This window comes from Obesumbacterium proteus (assembly GCF_001586165.1).
GTDB lineage: Bacteria > Pseudomonadota > Gammaproteobacteria > Enterobacterales > Enterobacteriaceae > Hafnia > Hafnia protea.
The window spans coordinates 1773614-1790900 of sequence record NZ_CP014608.1; the positions used below are offsets into that span (position 1 = coordinate 1773614).

Sequence of the window (17287 nt, forward strand, 5' to 3'; positions counted from 1 at the left end):
ATGAGGGAAATGTTATGTTACTGGCAGGCGCTATTTTTGTCCTGACCATCGTTTTGGTTATCTGGCAGCCGAAGGGATTAGGGATCGGTTGGAGTGCGACGTTGGGCGCAGTACTGGCTTTGATCTCTGGCGTTGTACATTTAGGCGATATTCCCGTGGTGTGGAATATCGTTTGGAACGCGACAGCAACGTTTATTGCCGTGATCATCATCAGCCTGCTTCTGGATGAATCCGGCTTTTTCGAATGGGCGGCGCTGCACGTTTCTCGTTGGGGAAATGGTCGAGGGCGCCTGCTGTTCACTTATATCGTTTTGCTCGGTGCAGCAGTAGCGGCACTGTTCGCCAACGATGGAGCTGCGCTTATTTTAACGCCGATTGTTATCGCCATGCTGTTGGCGCTTGGCTTTAGTAAAAGCACCACGCTGGCATTCGTGATGGCTGCTGGGTTTATTGCCGACACCGCCAGCTTGCCGCTTATTGTCTCGAACTTGGTGAATATCGTCTCTGCCGATTTCTTCCATCTGGGATTCACCGAATATGCGTCGGTGATGGTGCCAGTGGATATTGCCGCAATTATTGCCACGTTGGCGATGCTGCATTGGTTCTTTCGCAAAGACATTCCGCCAACCTATGACCTTGAACGTCTCAAAGAACCTGTAAAAGCAATCAAAGATCCAGCAACGTTCAGGACTGGCTGGATCGTTTTGATTCTTCTGCTGGTTGGCTTTTTCGTTTTGGAGCCGCTCGGTATTCCCGTTAGCGCGATTGCGGCGGTGGGGGCTGTTATCCTGTTTGCGGTGGCGAAACGAGGTCATGCCATTAACACCGGTAAAGTGCTGCGCGGTGCGCCTTGGCAGATTGTGATTTTTTCGCTCGGGATGTATCTGGTGGTCTATGGTTTACGCAATGCGGGATTAACCGAATACCTCTCTGGCGTGCTGAACGTGTTGGCAGATAAAGGCCTTTGGGCCGCGACGTTTGGCACTGGATTCCTGACAGCTTTCCTGTCTTCCATCATGAACAACATGCCTACCGTGCTGGTTGGCGCTCTCTCTATCGATGGCAGCACCGCAACAGGCGTTATTAAAGAAGCGATGATTTATGCCAACGTGATTGGCTGCGATTTAGGGCCAAAAATCACCCCGATTGGCAGTTTAGCGACGCTGCTTTGGCTGCATGTGCTTTCGCAGAAGAACATGACTATCACATGGGGGTATTATTTCCGCACTGGGATTATCATGACTCTGCCTGTGCTGTTTGTAACGCTGGCCGCGCTGGCGCTACGTCTCTCTTTCACTTCGTAATGAGATACTAACATGAGCAATATTACGATTTATCACAACCCAGCCTGCGGCACGTCGCGTAACACTCTGGAGATGATCCGCAATAGCGGTACTGAGCCGACCGTTATTCTTTACCTCGAGACTCCACCTTCACGCGATGAGCTGGTCAAACTCATTGCAGATATGGGTATTTCAGTACGGGCGCTGCTGCGTAAAAACGTCGAGCCGTATGATGAACTGGGTCTAGCCGAAGATAAATTTACTGACGAGCAGCTCATCGACGTTATGTTGCAGCATCCGATCCTGATTAACCGTCCGATTGTGGTGACGCCACTGGGAACTAAACTGTGCCGTCCGTCCGAGGTAGTTCTGGATATCCTTCCTGATGTGCAGCAAGGTGCTTTCACCAAAGAAGACGGTGAGAAGGTGGTTGATGATGCAGGTAAACGAATAGCGTAAACATCAAGGGGGCAAACGCCCCTATGCCAATGACTTCTAGTGACTTCACCAAAACCTTCAGCAGGTCTGCCTCAATCACTTTTGAATTTCTATTAGTCGAGCAGGCCATCTTCTGCCGCTTTAACCAAGGTATCCACAACGTAGCGGATTTTTGGTAGTAGCTGGCGGCTTTTCGGCCATAGGGCGCTAATCGACATTTCGCCTCTGGAATAGCGAGGAAGGACCTCGCGCAGTTCACCGCTTGCGAGATATTTTCCCACCAGCCACAGCGGCAGTTGTGAGAGCCCACTTCCCGCCAATGTGGCGGCAAGCATGGCATCGCCATCGCCAAACTCATGTGTTGGAGGGGGAGTAAAGCGGCTGGTTTGGCCATCATCTCCTTTCAACAACCATGAAATAGGCTGATTGCGACGAAGCCCAACAATACACCGATGCTGGTGCAGCTCATCGGGGCTGGCGGGTTCTCCACGGTAAAGAAGGTAATCCGGCGATGCACAGATAACTAGCTTCTGAGTCGTCAATTTCCTCGCGACCAAACTACTGCTATCCGTTAGTTCACCAATGCGGATCACAAGATCAATGCCTTCTTCGATCAGGTCTACAAACCTCTCACTGAACGTGACGGTGAGTGTCAGCTCAGGATAGCGCTGGGTGATGTCTAACAGGATAGGAAGTATGCGCTGTCGTCCGAACGCGGCGGGTAAATCAACGCGAAGCTGTCCTGATGGCTGGCTGGTATGAGAGGTTAGTTCGGCCTCGGCCTGTTCCAGTATCTCTATGGCGCTCTGGCAACTGGTAAGAAATCGCTCGCCATCTGGGGTTAGGCTAAGACTTCGGGTCGAGCGTTGAAACAGCTTCAGCCCGAGGCGATCTTCAAGACGGCTGACGCTTTTCCCAACGGCCGATTTGGTGAGCCCCAATTTTTCCGCCGCCGCAGTGAAACTCCCCAGTTGGGCGGTGCTGACAAAGGCTGTAATACTGCCAAGATGATCGGTTTTTCGCATAAATTTTCGTCAGACGTATTCGGCTAGGATGCTAATTGTAGAATCTATGTCTACATAGTAGCGAATGAAAGCCTGTTTATCATGCAATAAAAAACAATCATAGTGGTTGGCACAGTAACAGGCTCACCCTGTGCATTACAGGGCGCATCTCGCATACTCGGCACAGTTAGTTTTGAGGAGAACGGTATGTCATCAGTTAAGGGTTTCAAACATGTGGGCTTTCTTACGCGTAAAAAAGGCCAAAGTTTTGAAGATTTTGTTCAGCACTGGGAGCATGTACACACGGCGATTACGCTTAAACTTCCAGGCCTAAAAGGGTATGTGCTCAATCCTATTGACCGAGAAAAATACCCTGATTCTCCCGTTGATGGTTTCTCGGAGCTCTGGTTTGACTCCATTGAAGCCGCAATTGCGGCTTTTGATTCACCCATTGGTCAGAAAGCTTACGAAGATGTTCCAAACTTCGTGGAACAGGCAGCGATTACCTATGTTACTGAAATCAGAAAGCTGTAAATCACAGCGTAGTGTAATGGCTTATTTCTGACTGGAATCGCTTTCGCCATTAGGCCTGTTTATCTGCATGAATAATACGAAACCCATTCCCCACAGCCACTGCGCCCGCGGATAAATCTTTAGTGACCACGGTGCCTGCGCCGATTGTTGCACCGTCGCCGATATGAATGTCACCAATGACTATCGCATTAGCACCAAACTCAATATCGTTGCCCAATACTGGGCTGTTGCTGATGCGACCGTCGCGGTGTGTGACGTTGCCGATGGTGACGCCCTGACGCAGGATGCAGTTCTCGCCTATGATCACATCGCGACCAATAACCACGCTGTGCGGGTGGTAGATTTTAAGTCCGTAACCAATACGTGCGTGGTGTGGGATCTCAACGCAAAACAGGCATTCGCTGACCAGTTTGTTGAGGATAACAAAGGGGAGTCCGAGTAGTTTAAGCAGTGGATTGCGGCTGCGCCACAGCGTCGCCATCCGGTAAAACAAGATCACCAGTTTTGCTTTTAGTGCGCCAGCGCTGGCGATCTCTCGCCAAGCGCGTTGCAGGTTATTTGCCATGAGCAGTCTCACTTATTGCAACGTAATTATTGCAAGGTAATGGTTGAGAGGCGATACCAACCGTCGTTTTGTTGGCCTTCGTTTGCCAGCTGTATGCGTGCTTTACCTGATTTGTCGATGAGTGCGACATCCACAAAGTAGCGCCCAGATTTCAGATTGCTCGGTACGGCGAGAGTAGAGTGGAGGGCGTGCTGGCCCGGAAGCCACTGGCGGATGTCAGCGTCTGTCACGGCTTGTGTAACGGTGTTCCCCTGTTCATCCTGTAAACGCCACGCTAAACGATAAGGCAAATAGATAGGCGCCACGCCGTCGTTTGACCATTGGCTATCCAAAATAATTGGCTGCCCAAGGGGGCTTGTTTTGTCATGGGTGAGTGATACAACGCGGAAACGATAGCCTATTTTTTCTAGGGCTTTGTCGACAATATCACGGTACTTTTCCGGAACCTCACGCGACTTCAGGTTGAGCGTGCTGGCATGGTGCGCTAGCGCCCAGTCAAAACTGGCTTGCACTTGCTCACGGGTATAATGCTGAACGGAAAGCCATTCGGCCATGTAGCCACAGATCTCAAGGCTGATGGGTGCTTTCTTCCATGCTGTATTAAAGCCAGACCAACTGGCCTGAGCGGCGGCAAGCCGTTGCGGATAGTCATCGCGCATATGGCTCCAATCTTGGGTAAAGTTATGCCAGTCACCCCAGCAGTCTGCACGCCAGCCTGCGCCTTTCTTCGCGGCATACGCCAGAGTTTCACCGCCGCTGATAAGCATAATTTTTGGCGTGTGAGGGAAGGCGGTGAAATGCATATCGACGTAGCGATTGAGTTGCTCGGTGCTATAGCGTTCTAGCAGTGGTTTGACGGTTGGAAAATTGCTGTTGTGCCATTCTCCCCATGACCCAACCATGCCAATGTCGAGAAAGGCTAATTCTGGATTGCCGTCATAGCGTTTGCCAAAGGCGTTTAACAGGCGTTGGGCGTATTGGATAAAGACAGGATCATCAAGATCGGGAACGAAGGTTTTTCCGTTCGCTGTCCACGTGCCTTTGATGCCTTTTTTAATTAGCCAATCGGGAATGCGTGAACCTGAGTCGGGTTCTTCGAGTGTCATAAACCGCAAACCTACGTTCATGGCCGGTTTATGGCGGGCGGCGACGGCAAAAGCACCATCGACCAGTGTGTAGTTAAATTTACCTTCAACAGGCTCTAAATCGCTCCAGTAGAAGCGCTGATATTCAATACCGGTATTGGGATATTTTGACTCAGACAGGCGCTCGCCGTAGCCGTCGTGGAAACTGGCCACGCCGTTGCCCGGATTGGTCAAGGGGCCGCTGATGGCGTGGGGAGTGACGGTGATTTTATTTTCACTGGCGCTCGCCGATAAAGCAGAGAGCGCGATACCACACACGGCAATCATCAGTGTGACTATGTTCGTGAACCCGAGGCGTTTAGGCCACATGGTGTATTCCTTATTCATACAAATTTACTCGCGATGCTGCATCAGCCAGTCCCAAAGACCGAGATGGTAGTTTGGGAAGATATCGATGCCGAGGGCTGACTTGATCAGATAAAGCGAGATAAATACCGAGCCAGCGGCGGCAATAGCGGCCAAAATAACTAAGATTGAAACAATGAAACGCCGCAAAGGAGATTCTTGGCGTGGTCGGCGGCGTAGATCGCGGCCAAACAAAAACACCAAATAAAAGCGTTTGGTGAACAGTGGAAAACTGCGGCGAATATCGATCTGATGACGTGTCACTAGCGTAATGTCGAGAACGGCTTTCTCCACTGCCTGCTTTTGCTCGTCAGTCAGCGAGTCGATCGTTTTCTCATCGAGCGCACGGTAGAAACGCTCTAGAACGAGCGGTCGTTTGTCAGATTTTTCCACGTTTAACCTGTTGATTTGTTTGATGTGTTTTTATATATCTGCATCGTTTGTTCAGCAATGGTATCCCAGTTATAGCGAGCCAAATAATGCTGATAATCTGTGGTTGGCAGGTTGCTGCGGCTGGCAATTTTTTCTGCGAGAGCTGCCACGTTCCCAACAGGAAAATAGGCATCTGGCTCCAAGCCAACCTCTAGATTAGCCGGAATGTCACTGATAACGGCGGGCAGAGAGTAGGACATCGCCTCCAGCAGCGCAATCGGCAATCCTTCGTGATAGGACGGCATAACAAACAGCCGCGCCTGAGCAAATAGCGCCTGTAATACGGCACCGCGCTGAAAACCGGTGAGGATCACGCCCGGAGTATTGCGCGCCAGTTGTTTCAGTTTTTCACTGTAGGGCGTTGGGTGATCGGCATCGCCAACCAGCACCAGTGGGAATGAGACGCCAGATTGTTTCCACGCTTCAATCAAATCATGCAGACCTTTTTCTTCCACGAAACGACCGACTGCAACGATATATTCCCCTGCCTGTAATGAAAACTGCGTCATCGTTTGGCTGGCGATAGCCGGATCTAGCGGCGCAGGGAGATTAACACCGTTGGGGATCAGATGAGCATCATTACGACCGTAGGTGTTTTTAACTAGCGTATTAATTACTTCAGAAATGACGATGACTTCGTTGGCATATTTCACCGCCCAACGCTCGCCCAGCATGAGCGCCATTCGGGCGAAGCGTCCCCATTTTTGGCGTGCATAGTCGGGACCGTGATGGGTGAACACAACCTTTTTGCCGAGTAAGCGCAGCAGCGGAACCACCAGCCCGGGGCCAATAGCGTGCACATGTACGATATCTGAACCATCAAAGCGGGTCGCAAGCGCCGCCAGCGTGGAGTGAATGATCGCTTCCAGTGATTTTTTCTTCGGTGCCCAGATTGAGCGAGTTTTCACGCCGCGATAAACCGAACGCTGATAATTGACATAGGGTGAACGGGCAATGACGCAGATATCAACCTCATTTTGATAGCGCGCTTTAATAGCCGGATAGAGGTTCTGGCAGTGCGTTTCTACGCCGCCTAAAACGTCGGGAATACCCCGCGTACCCAGTACTGTAATTCGCTTAGTCATGCGGCATCCCACTTAGCAATTTATGATAGAGCGCAATAAGTGCGTCCATGTGCACGCGCAGAGAGTATTTATTCTCTAAACGTTGGCGAGCACGTTCGCCGAGCGCGCGAGCGTCATCAGGATTTTGTGCCAGTTCATCAAGAATACCGGCAAGTTGCTCGGCGTTACCGGGTTCGAAAAGCCGTCCTTCTTGACGGTCGCGGATTTGCTCCGGAATACCGCCGATGTTGCCGCCAACCACCGGCTTGGCAAATGACATGGCTTCTAGCACTGACATTGAGCAATTCTCATAATACTCAGAAGGCACAATAACGGCTCTGGCATGGCGAATGAGATTGTTGAGTCCTTCCCCCTGCTGCTGATAGCCAAGGAATTCCGCTTCAGGAAAACGCGCGCGTAAATCCTGAAGCAGCGGGCCATCGCCCGCGATTTTTAGCGGCAGCGGATGCTGCATTAAGCGGTGAGCCTGAGCGAGAGTCGCCACGCCTTTTTCACGGCTTAAACGGCCGATAAATAGGAAATAGCCGTCGTCGCGGATATCGCCCATAGGCTGAGTATCATCAATACCGTTGACGATAACCTCAACCGGCACATCGGTTATTTTGCGGATCACTTTTTCGCGTAAAAAAGCGCTGGGAGAGATGATGGCATCCAGTTTGTGATAGTTGCGCGCCAGATCTTGCCACATCGCCTCGAGAGATAAGAGCAGACTTTTTCCCGCCGATCCCTCCTGACAACGGTAGCGAAACGCGTTGAAGACGGAACCCTCCAAACACGCCTCGCAAACATGTCCGTCGCGCAGCATGGTGTAGGACGGGCAGACAATTTTATAGTCGTGCGCCGTCAGCACGGTTTTGCAGCCGAAGCGCTGTGCAATGGCGATAATAGAAGGCGTTAGCTGGTGGTAGATATTGTGAAAATGGACAATATCTGGCTTTTCCTGTAGCAACAGATCGTTAAATTTACGGCAGGCTTCAGCGTTGTGAATAAAGTTAATGGCGGTTTTAATTTTCCCGACAATACCGCTGTTACCGTGATAATCGACATTGCTGACGAACCATTTGGCGTAGTCGGAAGGAGCGTTTTTCTCGTGCTGCATTGAGAAATCCACCACGGTGACTCCGGCCGCTTTCAGCCGATCGCTTTCCTGAAAATAGACGGTTTCAGCGCCGCCTTTAATAAAAAAGTATTTATTAACGAGCAGGACTTTCATTGTTTTGCATCCTGATGACTAACAATATCATTTTCTGGTGGCTGCATCGGGTCGGGAAGTGGGGTGAGCAGTCCGCGGATCAGCCCAGCAGAAAATGCGGTGAGATTGAGAACGCTGTGCAGTCCTGCAAATAGCGAGCGGTTTTTGACCGTTTTTAAACCGATAAACAGAATGAGCGGTAGCAAAGACAGGCCGAATAACGTGCCGTTGCCGCTTAGCAGCATGGCGAATACCAGAAGCCAATAAAGGGTAAAAATCGCTTCGTTACGGGTAATTTTCAGCGTGTCTCGAAACCAAGGTTTGCCCCAAGCGCTGCGTAGCAGTTCGCCTGGGCCACTTAAAAAGCGGCTTTTCCAGCGGTAGCGCAGCATGGTTAGCGTCGACATAACATGCGAGGTATGGCTGAAATAGGGCACATCGAGGCGATGCAGTTTGTAACCTGCCTGATGTAGACGAATACCTAACTCAGCTTCTTCATAACCATGCAGCCCACGGTGGGTCAGATAGCCTATTTTTTCGATCGCGCTGCGGCGATACAAGCCGCCGCCGCCGAGGTGATCGCAGTCGCCGAGAGGGTAGATTTTGTTGATTCGCTGTTTGCGAGATTTAAATTCGTAGTTGCTGCCTTCATCCATCGCCACTCTTCCAGCGACGCCCGCATAGTTTGGGTTAGCCTGCATAAACGCCAGCGCAGATTCGATAAACTCATCCTCCAGCGTCATATCACCATCCATCAACAGCAAAAATTCGCCCTGACTGTGCAGATAGCTAAGCTGATGGCCGACACCACAACAGCGATCTTCCGGATGACGTAATGAAACCACCGTTACCCCTTTCGCGCAGGCCAGTTCGCGGGTGTTATCGGTCGACAGACTGTCTGCAACGATGATCTCGTGAGGATAGGCTGCCAGTTGGCGGCGAATGCTGTCGATAGTTTTCTCTATCCCCTGCGACTCATTGAAGGTCTTAATGCTGGCGGTGATAAAAGGTGAGTTACTCATACTCTCTCCGAATCGAACGATGAACGGTGCGGCGAATAACCAGTGCCGAACCACTCACCAAATAAAACAGAAACTGCAATAACGGAATAATCATCAGCGTTTGGCTGTAGGGCAAACTGAGCAGGCAGCCGATAATAAAAACGGTAAAGGCGGGGCCATAGCAAAGAAGCTGTATGTCGTCCTTATCTAGATCGTTGACGTCCAGCAGAGGCCGTGGCCACGTGATGCGTACAATCCACAGCAGCAGGCCAATAAATAGCGTGGTGCCAACGAGGCCAACTTCCCACAGCAGCATGCTGAGCGAGGTGGAATCGAGCACGAGGCGGAAAATAATATTGAGGTAGCCCGCAGAGACTGCGCTGCCGCTGTTGGTGGCATTCAGCCCATAGCCAAACAGCATGCTGGAAATCCCCCACATATCACTATGTTTGGCCCAGAAGAAAATGGTGGTTAGACGCCCTAACTCGCCGGTGGCCGCCATGATGTAGTTGGTATCAAAAATATAGTCGAGAGAATCGAGAAAAATGCTCAGTGAGCTTTTTCCTGTTTCACCGCCGAACGCAGAAGAGTAACCGGCGGAAAGCACCATAATGGCGATGGTAATGAGCCCGCCCATGACGGCGAAAATAATCAGCAGGGTTTTCAGCGTCACTTTGCTCACGCCTTTTACCCACGACGGCATGCTCCAAACCAACGCCATCAGGAACGGAGAGAGCAAAATAATAAACTTCACTTCACCCAACACGCAGAGCACGAAGGCCAAACCAATATGCACGGCGGCTGAACGCCACGTGGTGACGCCATGTTTTAGCTCGGAGAGTTTCATCAGCATAATCAGCAGACAAAACATGCCCATCACCGCCGTGTTACCGCCGCCCATCGGATCGCCGCCGAATGTGCCCACCACCGAGTCCCACTTCTCATCTTCACCCCGCATCGCGACGCGCTGCGGCAGCACGATCAGAACCTGATAGATAACCAAGGGGAATTGAGCATAGAAAATCCAGTACAGCAGACGGCTGATACGGAAAATCTGCGATTCGCGACAAAAGCCAAGCAGCAGGCAGAACAGCACCAGTGACATGCCAACTTCGTTTTTAATCCCGATGATGGTGACAGTGATCCCGCCTTGCAGCACGGTGCTAATGAGCGCCAAAACCACAAAGCAGAGATAAATAACCAACACCATCATTTCTGATAAATCCAGCTCCAGCGGGGTGCGGCGCGTTTGCATCAGCAGAAAACCGGTGGTCACGAACGCCATGACGACGGGCAGCCACAGGACGGCGAGAATACCGGTGAAGTACTGCACTACCCCGCAAAAAACGAGGGTGACGACGGTATAGATTTGCAGCCAGAGGGCGCTGTTTATACTCATGGATGCGCCATCTGTTGGCTGAGCTTCGCCGCGCGTTTATTCATCTGTTGCCAAATGAACAGATAACGCAGCAGCGTCAGCAATGAGAAGGTAAGCACCGCAACGGGGTAAGTCTGCCCGAAGTAGGGGAGCGCCAAGAAGGCCAATAGCGTAATCGCCAACTGTTCCACTTGAATTCGCAGAAAATAAAAATGCGAGCCAAAGACCAGTTCGATAACGGTTAATGGGCTAATCGCCAGCGCCAAGAACAGATACGGCAGGATATAGCGAGAGGAAGGGATGGAGGCAATCCACTCTTCGCTAAAGCCAAATTTCATCACCAGTGGATAGAAAATCAATACTCCCAGCGCGCAGACAATGGCGAGCACGAATAGCAATCGGCGTACTTTTTTATACTCAGGGTAGTTGAAAACGTGGTTGCGAAAATCCATCGACCACTTAGAGAAAATAGAGTTACGCACCGCATTGCCAACAATAGTGACCGGCGAGAGACAAAAGCGCATCACCACCGAAAAATACCCAGCCGTTAGCGCCGAGAACCAGAAGTTGATCAGCATGATCGGCAGGTTGTTATTGACCATGGCCAACACTTCCGCGCTGCCGACTTTGCTCAGATGGTGGCGATGTTCGCGAAAGAAACCGAGGTTACTTTTGAGCCCCCAGTGGGATAAACGTAGCGTGCTTAAGCGGAAGGTTTTGATAATGCAGCTAATAATCAGCACCAGCATCGCCGCGGTCCACAGCCAATAGAAGGCCGTGGTATTCGAGGTTAGCAGCAGCGCGGCAATTACCACCACCGACACCATCATGCGTTGGAATACTAAAAAACGATAATTACCGGTACGTAGCGACAGGTTTTCCGCGACCAATACCAGCGCATAGCTGAGCGTGAGCAGATACAGGAACAGCACATTCTGATGAAATAGCCATGCGGTTAACGCAGCATAAGGTGCGGCGATAATCAGGCTTTGTATCAGGCAGAATGCCACGTTACGCGCTAGCTGTTCATCATCAGGCTGGCGCGGAATAAGTAATTGAGAGGCAAAGGTACACACCTGCGCGCCAACCAGCACAATGCTGTAAATCAGTGAGTAAATCCCCACTTCCGCCATGCCATACTTGTGTGAGATAAACCAAATCGACAGCGCGCCAATCAGCTGTGAAACCACCGATGAACTGGCAATCGTCGTAATACTACGCAGAAGATTCATCGTGATTTCACCGGCGTGATGAGTTCACCCACGTGCTGGTGGATCAGGCGGTCGCCTTCTCGGCTTTCAAGATTGTTATCGTTAACCTTATTCAGCACCGCGCCGACTAAGTGGATCTGCTCGCGTTTGAGCGTTTCCAGCATCGCCAGTAATTCACTGGCCTGCGAACGTTCAGCTTGTGCAATTAGCACCACGCCGTCGGTTTGTCGTGCGATGAGCTGGCTATCCTGCGCCTGACTCAGCGCAGGAGTATCGATAATAATGCGCGCATAGCGCTGGCGCAGCGTTTGCAGCAGCGTGACGAAAGCGGATGACGTCAGCATCAACAGCGTTGAGCCGCTCAGTTTACCGCGAGGTAATAGCGTTAAATGAGCTCCCTGTTTGATAAGCACCTCATCCAGCGTTTTGCTGCCTTGTAAAACTTCGGCCAGCCCCGGTGCACTGGCCGTCGATAAACCGCCATTGTTGACATAGTCCATATCGATCAGCAGCGTCGGCTGATCGATAGCGAACGAGAAGGCCAATGCTTCTGCGACCAGTGAGCGTCCTTCACCGGACTCAGCCGACGTTAGGGTTAACACCGTCGGAGACGGAGAGGCCAATAGCAGTTGGGTGCGGATGGCGTGGATCATATCGGCCCGTAGCGGGTCGTTGAGGAGCTGTTGCACCGTTTGACGGCGATCGGTCGATTCGCCGAAGAGCGGCAGTTCACCCAGCGCTTTGAGGTTCAAGCTTTTTGCCAGCTGACTCATGCTGCTCAGGGTATTGTGCAGAGCGGCACCAACAATGAGCCAAACCAAATAAATCAACGTCACCAGCACCACCGAGATGATCCACAGCAGGGCTTTATTCGGTTTTGCTGGGCGTTCTGGCGGTACGGCAGGATCAGAAATAACGGCGTCAGGCTGGTCAAGCGATACGGATAAGGCTAACTCGTGGGCTCGCTGATAAAGCGTTTGGTAAAGCTCCTGCGTTTTGTTCAGCGCCGTCATCATAGTGTTGTATTGATCGCGCTTGCCGGCTAGCTGCTGGAAGTTACCTTTTTGCGCGTCGAGCATCGCCTGATAGCGATTTTCTTCGTCTTGAGCCGTTTGGAATTGCTGGCGAGCACCGCGCGCCAGCTCGCCGATCACCAGACCGATTTGGCCGTTAACCGTGTCAACCTGCGCTTGAGCTTCCAGAATTTTATCGTGCTTAGGCCCATAGCGTTTCCGCAGCTCAGCGAGGCTGCGTCGTGTTTGGGTCAGGGCAATGCGCAGATCTTGAATTTGCGCGTGGCCTGAGAATTCGGGCAAAGAAATGATCTCTTCTGGCGCGTGATCCGCGAGCGCTTTTTGCACTTCATCGTATTGGGATTGTGCCGCGATCCGGCGTTGTGTCGCGTCAGCGAGGCGGTTGGTAATGATCCCCAACTGTTCGGTTTCATAGCCGTCTACACCACGAAACGTCAGCATGTTTTCCTTTTTCAGGAAGGCATCAATGGCCGCTTTCTGATCGACCATCTGCTGCTGCACGCGCTCCATCTGCTGCTGATTCCAGTGCAATGCGTCTTCAGTCGCTTTATGTTTTTGCTCTACCGAATAGTTGATATAGGCCCGCGCGACACCGTTAGCCACGTTAGCGGCCATTTCTGACGACGGTGACTGGAAGCTAATATCAATCAGTTGAGTATTGCGCACGCCGCTGACCGACAAATTATTAACCACGTTCTTGAGCGTTTTTTCCATACGCAGTGCGGCATTATCGGGTGTGATTTGGCTGGCATCAAAGCCGCCGTTGAACGTTGGTTCCTGATCCAATTTCAGATCGGTAATGGCCTTTTGGATCACCACTCGCGATTGCACAATGGCATATTGCGTTTCGTAAAAATCACTGCGAGTCGCATCGTAGCGGCTCAGCTGTGGCAACGGCGTGGTGTCGTCCTGTAGCGCTTTGATCATCACCGCTGACGTCGCAACATATTTTGACGGGATCAATTTGATCAGCGGATAGGCAACCACCGCGGTGACAATCACCACCGCCAGAAGACGCCAGATTTTGCTGCGGATCCGTCGAGTGTATCTGGAAAACTCAACCACGTTTTCCAGCTTTTTCCCTTGTTCAACCATAGATAGTTTCATATCAGAAGAAGCTCATGCCAACGATGACGGTGTCCCCAGGACGTAAAGAATGACGCACATCGACGTTTTCCAGCAGCTCATTGCTGCCTGAAAGACGGATGCTAAGGTCGTGTTTGTCGGCGCGATCGGTAAATCCACCGCCCAGCGCGAGGGCTTTTTCAACCGTTAGGCCAGGCTGCCAAGGATAAGCATCTGGTTTTTCCACTTCACCCAGAATGAAGAAGTTACGGAATTGGCTAACGGTAACGGTAACGGTAACCATCGGGTTATGGAGATAGTCGCCTTTTAGGCGTTGAGCGATCTCGGCGCTAACCTCTTCAGGCGTTTTGCCGATTAAGCGCAGCTGGCCGATGTACGGGAAAGTAATCGTACCGCCGTTATCAAGCATAAAACGCATGGTCATATCAGGCTCACCCGCGACGGCGATATTGATTTGATCGCCTTCTCCAAGCCAGTAGCGGTTATCTTTCGACGGCGTGTCCATCAGCGGCGTAGGCGTGCTGCAAGCGGTGAGAATGCTGCATAGAAATATGAGAAGCGCTGGTATTAAGTTTTTCACGTTAAATTTGTACCCTAGCCGTTAACATAATCAGTTGGTTGTCATAACCCAGCGTTCTGTCTACTTCGCGATCGAAGTTTGGCCCGATAAAGAACGCATCGGTTTTCTTATTTGAATGCAGTGTATCTATCTGATATTTCAGCTCGAAATTAATCGAGGGCCGAAAATCATAGCTGGTGCTCAGCGTCAGTATGCCGTTACGGTCTTTTCGATTATTGACCTGTTTCTTATAATCTTCAGTGACATAAGCGTAATCCACGGTGGTCGAAAAGCGGTCTACCCACCAGTGATGCGTCCAGCCCAATCCATTATCTGTTACCAAGATATAGCCGCCGATCTCAGAAGGATCTTTAATCCGTTGTGCGCTGTGAAACGCAATGGAGGATTGTTGCAGCGGTTTCCATTCCAGTTTGATATCCCAGTTCAGCCCGCTAAAGTCCTGCGCGTTAGGCTCGTTGATAAACTGCTTATAAAGCCAAGAGACGTTGGCATCGACGCTGGTTTTGCCCGTCACTTGAGCCTTATAGCCGTACAACAAATAATATTCGTTGCTGTCTTTGAGCGAGCTGGTTTCATAGCGACGTTGGTTGGTGATGAAGCTGTAGCGAAAGCGGCTTTTCTTGCTGTACATATCAAACAATTCCACCACGAGGCTCGGTTCATGCCATTCCTGATCGCGGATGTACTGATAAAAATCGCGATCGGCCTCGTTAACATCGCCCAGTTTAGTGAAGCGTAATTGTTTATAAAGCAGGGCCGTTTCGACTTTGCCACGTCCTTCCGGAGCCCCAAAACTGTAGCGGAGCTCGTTGCTTAAAAAGCGGGTATTGAGCGGTTTATCAATTCCGAACGCGGTGAACTGCTCTGGTAAAAAGCCTTCGGTGATGCCGCGCCCGCGATTTTCGTGCCCCAGCGTATCTTGTACGTCCAAACTCAAACCATGCATTTGACCGTAGCGCCATTGGCCGGTGAAACGGAAAAAGTGATTGGCATAGTTGTCTGCACTGTCCTGAGTGTAAGCACGGTAGTCACCGGAATACATCAGCAGATAGCGATCTTCATTACGCTCACCGATGGCGCGCAATAACGGACTCACGTTGTAAAACGTTGAGCTGATTTCGTTACGCGACCATGGTTGGTAGGTCACGTTACTGACCTGACCGGTGTCCACGCCTACCTGACTTTGGAAATCGATACCCGCCACACCGACGTGCGATTTCGGCGTGGGAAGCGCCCACGCCGAGGGTATGATAGCCAGCCCCGCGAGCAAGAGGGCGCTAGTAGGCGTTTTCACCGGAAAAACCTTTTGTGATGGTTTGAAAGATGATTTTGATATCCAGCCACAAAGACCAATTCTGAATATAGTTAATGTCGTATTGAATACGTTTTTCCATTTTATCCAGAGTATCGACTTCCCCACGATAGCCGCTAATTTGGGCTAAGCCTGTGATACCGGGTTTTACTTTATGGCGAATCATATAGTTATCAACAAGCTGGCGGTATTCTTCGTTGTGCGCGATCGCATGAGGCCGCGGGCCAACAATCGACATACGCCCTTGCAGCACGTTGATAAACTGCGGAAGTTCATCGAGTGACTTACGGCGCAGGAAGGAGCCGAAGCGGGTGACTCGCGGATCCTTTTTAGTCGCTTGAATCACAACGTCGGCATTTTCCATGACCCGCATGGATCGGAATTTATATACCGTAATTTTCTGGCCGCTTAGGCCATAGCGATCCTGTTTAAAAATAACAGGGCCACGAGAGGTGAGTTTAATACCTATCGCAATCAGCAACATCAGTGGCGCAATGAGCAGCGTGATGATGCTTCCGAGTATTAAATCTTCCGCACGCTTAATGATGGCACCGCCATCGTCAAACGGTGAACTCAGAATACTCACGGCTTGCATATTACCGATCATGCGAACTTCAGTGGTGTACGTACTGTAGGAATAGAGATCGGGGATAATAAACGTATCGACGGTAGTATCTGACATCATAGAAAGAAAATGACGGATCCGCTCTACCGCAGCCATCGGTAGCGCAATATAGATTTCGTCTAAATCGCCTTTGCGCGCCCGCTCTAATAAATCATTGACCTTGCCGAGATAGGGGGCATGAGTGAGGTAACCAAAGCGACTTTCTTCACGATCGTCGTAATAGGATAAATCAATTTTTTCCCAGCTGTATTCTTTCAATAGTTCTCGTTCAGCGGCTAACCCTGCGGGTGTCATACCGACAATCGCGATGCGAATTTTCTTCTGTTTGAACTGCTTGAGTAATATTAGCCTGATAATAAATACGGTCAGCAACGGAACCAAATAGGGCCAGATTAGCGGTGGGAAAAGGTCATATTCCCAAAGGCCGGGAAGACGGAATTTACCGAAGTAGGTTAATAAAAGACGGAGGCATTCCATGAAGACAAAAGCCAGCAGGCAGGTACCCGCAAGGCGGTAAAACTCAGAGAAGCGCAGAGACTTAATGCGGTAGTTATATACGCCGGTATATTCAGCAAACCAGAGAAAAACAATAGAAAACAAAACGCTAAAGATGATTCCACTGTAAAGAATTTGCTGCGAAAATAAACAGAAAAACAAAATGGATGCGAAATTCATTAAAAAAAAGTCCATGAATTTCGCGATGATAGGGTAACCGCGCCTTTTAATTCTGATTCGATGGCTAAGCATTTTTTATCTTATCCCTTAATGAGATTATTCTGTATTTCGTGTGATTTAAGGTGATTTTTTCTATTCTACTGAGCGCTAATCTACCATTTTTTGTGATGAAATTATGTATCAGATAATTCTGGCGTAAATTTATCACACTGAAAATCAGCCTCTATAATCTAAAATATCTAAGATTTTCCAGCGTTAAAGAACCGCGATATTTTTAAGGTGGTTAGAATCCTTATAATTAGTGCGTGAATTGTAACGGGCACCTTGGTGATGTTTTTTTGAGTATGTAAAAACACCAGAGA

The 17287-nt window shown here is 50.4% G+C and carries 16 protein-coding genes; 3 read left to right on the forward strand and 13 right to left on the reverse strand.

The genetic code is table 11. From position 1 onward, the window contains the following. Positions 1–14 precede the first annotated feature (14 nt). Together arsB and arsC are read left to right on the forward strand one after the other, a co-directional pair. A complete protein-coding gene (gene arsB / locus DSM2777_RS08110) occupies positions 15–1304 on the forward strand; it encodes an arsenite efflux transporter membrane subunit ArsB (protein ID WP_061553634.1) in 1290 nt (429 codons plus the stop codon). Positions 1305–1316: 12 nt separating this feature from the next. Then, positions 1317–1742: a glutaredoxin-dependent arsenate reductase gene (arsC, locus tag DSM2777_RS08115; protein WP_061553635.1), complete on the forward strand. Its 426-nt coding sequence runs from the start codon at positions 1317–1319 to the stop codon at positions 1740–1742. Between the two features lie 92 nt (positions 1743–1834). Here arsC and DSM2777_RS08120 read toward each other — a convergent pair whose 3' ends face one another. Further along, positions 1835–2746, reverse strand: a complete 912-nt coding sequence (locus DSM2777_RS08120; protein WP_061553636.1) for a LysR family transcriptional regulator — start codon at positions 2744–2746, stop codon at positions 1835–1837. 186 nt (positions 2747–2932) lie between these two features. Between DSM2777_RS08120 and DSM2777_RS08125 the strand changes: the two genes are divergently transcribed. Then, positions 2933–3259: an EthD family reductase gene (locus DSM2777_RS08125; RefSeq protein ID WP_061553637.1), complete on the forward strand. Its 327-nt coding sequence runs from the start codon at positions 2933–2935 to the stop codon at positions 3257–3259. Between the two features lie 49 nt (positions 3260–3308). Here the strand turns inward: DSM2777_RS08125 and DSM2777_RS08130 are convergent, their stop codons facing one another. The 12 genes from DSM2777_RS08130 to DSM2777_RS08185 form a co-directional block, all read right to left on the reverse strand. Further along, the gene (locus tag DSM2777_RS08130; RefSeq protein WP_061553638.1) at positions 3309–3824 is read right to left on the reverse strand and encodes a serine acetyltransferase; all 516 of its coding nucleotides are present in this window, start codon (positions 3822–3824) and stop codon (positions 3309–3311) included. 26 nt (positions 3825–3850) lie between these two features. After that, positions 3851–5236 carry a DUF4832 domain-containing protein gene (locus DSM2777_RS08135; RefSeq protein ID WP_061555354.1) on the reverse strand — a complete coding sequence of 462 codons (1386 nt, stop codon included), beginning with the start codon at positions 5234–5236 and terminating at the stop codon, positions 3851–3853. Between the two features lie 66 nt (positions 5237–5302). Further along, positions 5303–5707 carry a hypothetical protein gene (locus DSM2777_RS08140; RefSeq protein WP_046458334.1) on the reverse strand — a complete coding sequence of 135 codons (405 nt, stop codon included), beginning with the start codon at positions 5705–5707 and terminating at the stop codon, positions 5303–5305. 2 nt (positions 5708–5709) lie between these two features. Then, entirely contained in the window at positions 5710–6831 is a 1122-nt protein-coding gene (locus DSM2777_RS08145) for a glycosyltransferase family 4 protein (RefSeq protein ID WP_061553639.1), read from the reverse strand. Next, on the reverse strand, positions 6824–8044 hold the full coding sequence (locus DSM2777_RS08150) for a glycosyltransferase family 4 protein (protein ID WP_046458332.1): 1221 nt from the start codon (positions 8042–8044) through the stop codon (positions 6824–6826). Before DSM2777_RS08150 ends, DSM2777_RS08145 begins: the two co-directional genes overlap by 8 nt. Next, on the reverse strand, positions 8041–9045 hold the full coding sequence (locus DSM2777_RS08155) for a glycosyltransferase family 2 protein (protein WP_061553640.1): 1005 nt from the start codon (positions 9043–9045) through the stop codon (positions 8041–8043). Before DSM2777_RS08155 ends, DSM2777_RS08150 begins: the two co-directional genes overlap by 4 nt. Beyond that, the gene (locus DSM2777_RS08160; RefSeq protein ID WP_046458330.1) at positions 9038–10423 is read right to left on the reverse strand and encodes a hypothetical protein; all 1386 of its coding nucleotides are present in this window, start codon (positions 10421–10423) and stop codon (positions 9038–9040) included. Before DSM2777_RS08160 ends, DSM2777_RS08155 begins: the two co-directional genes overlap by 8 nt. Beyond that, entirely contained in the window at positions 10420–11634 is a 1215-nt protein-coding gene (locus tag DSM2777_RS08165) for a lipopolysaccharide biosynthesis protein (RefSeq protein ID WP_046458329.1), read from the reverse strand. Before DSM2777_RS08165 ends, DSM2777_RS08160 begins: the two co-directional genes overlap by 4 nt. Beyond that, complete coding sequence (locus DSM2777_RS08170; protein WP_064645367.1) at positions 11631–13754, reverse strand: GumC family protein; 2124 nt, start codon at positions 13752–13754, stop codon at positions 11631–11633. Before DSM2777_RS08170 ends, DSM2777_RS08165 begins: the two co-directional genes overlap by 4 nt. A 1-nt stretch (position 13755) precedes the next feature. Beyond that, positions 13756–14313, reverse strand: a complete 558-nt coding sequence (locus DSM2777_RS08175; RefSeq protein WP_061553641.1) for a polysaccharide biosynthesis/export family protein — start codon at positions 14311–14313, stop codon at positions 13756–13758. Between the two features lies 1 nt (position 14314). Continuing rightward, entirely contained in the window at positions 14315–15607 is a 1293-nt protein-coding gene (locus DSM2777_RS08180; protein WP_061553642.1) for an outer membrane beta-barrel protein, read from the reverse strand. Then, entirely contained in the window at positions 15591–16997 is a 1407-nt protein-coding gene (locus DSM2777_RS08185; protein WP_046458326.1) for an undecaprenyl-phosphate glucose phosphotransferase, read from the reverse strand. Before DSM2777_RS08185 ends, DSM2777_RS08180 begins: the two co-directional genes overlap by 17 nt. Between the last annotated feature and the right edge of the window lie 290 nt (positions 16998–17287).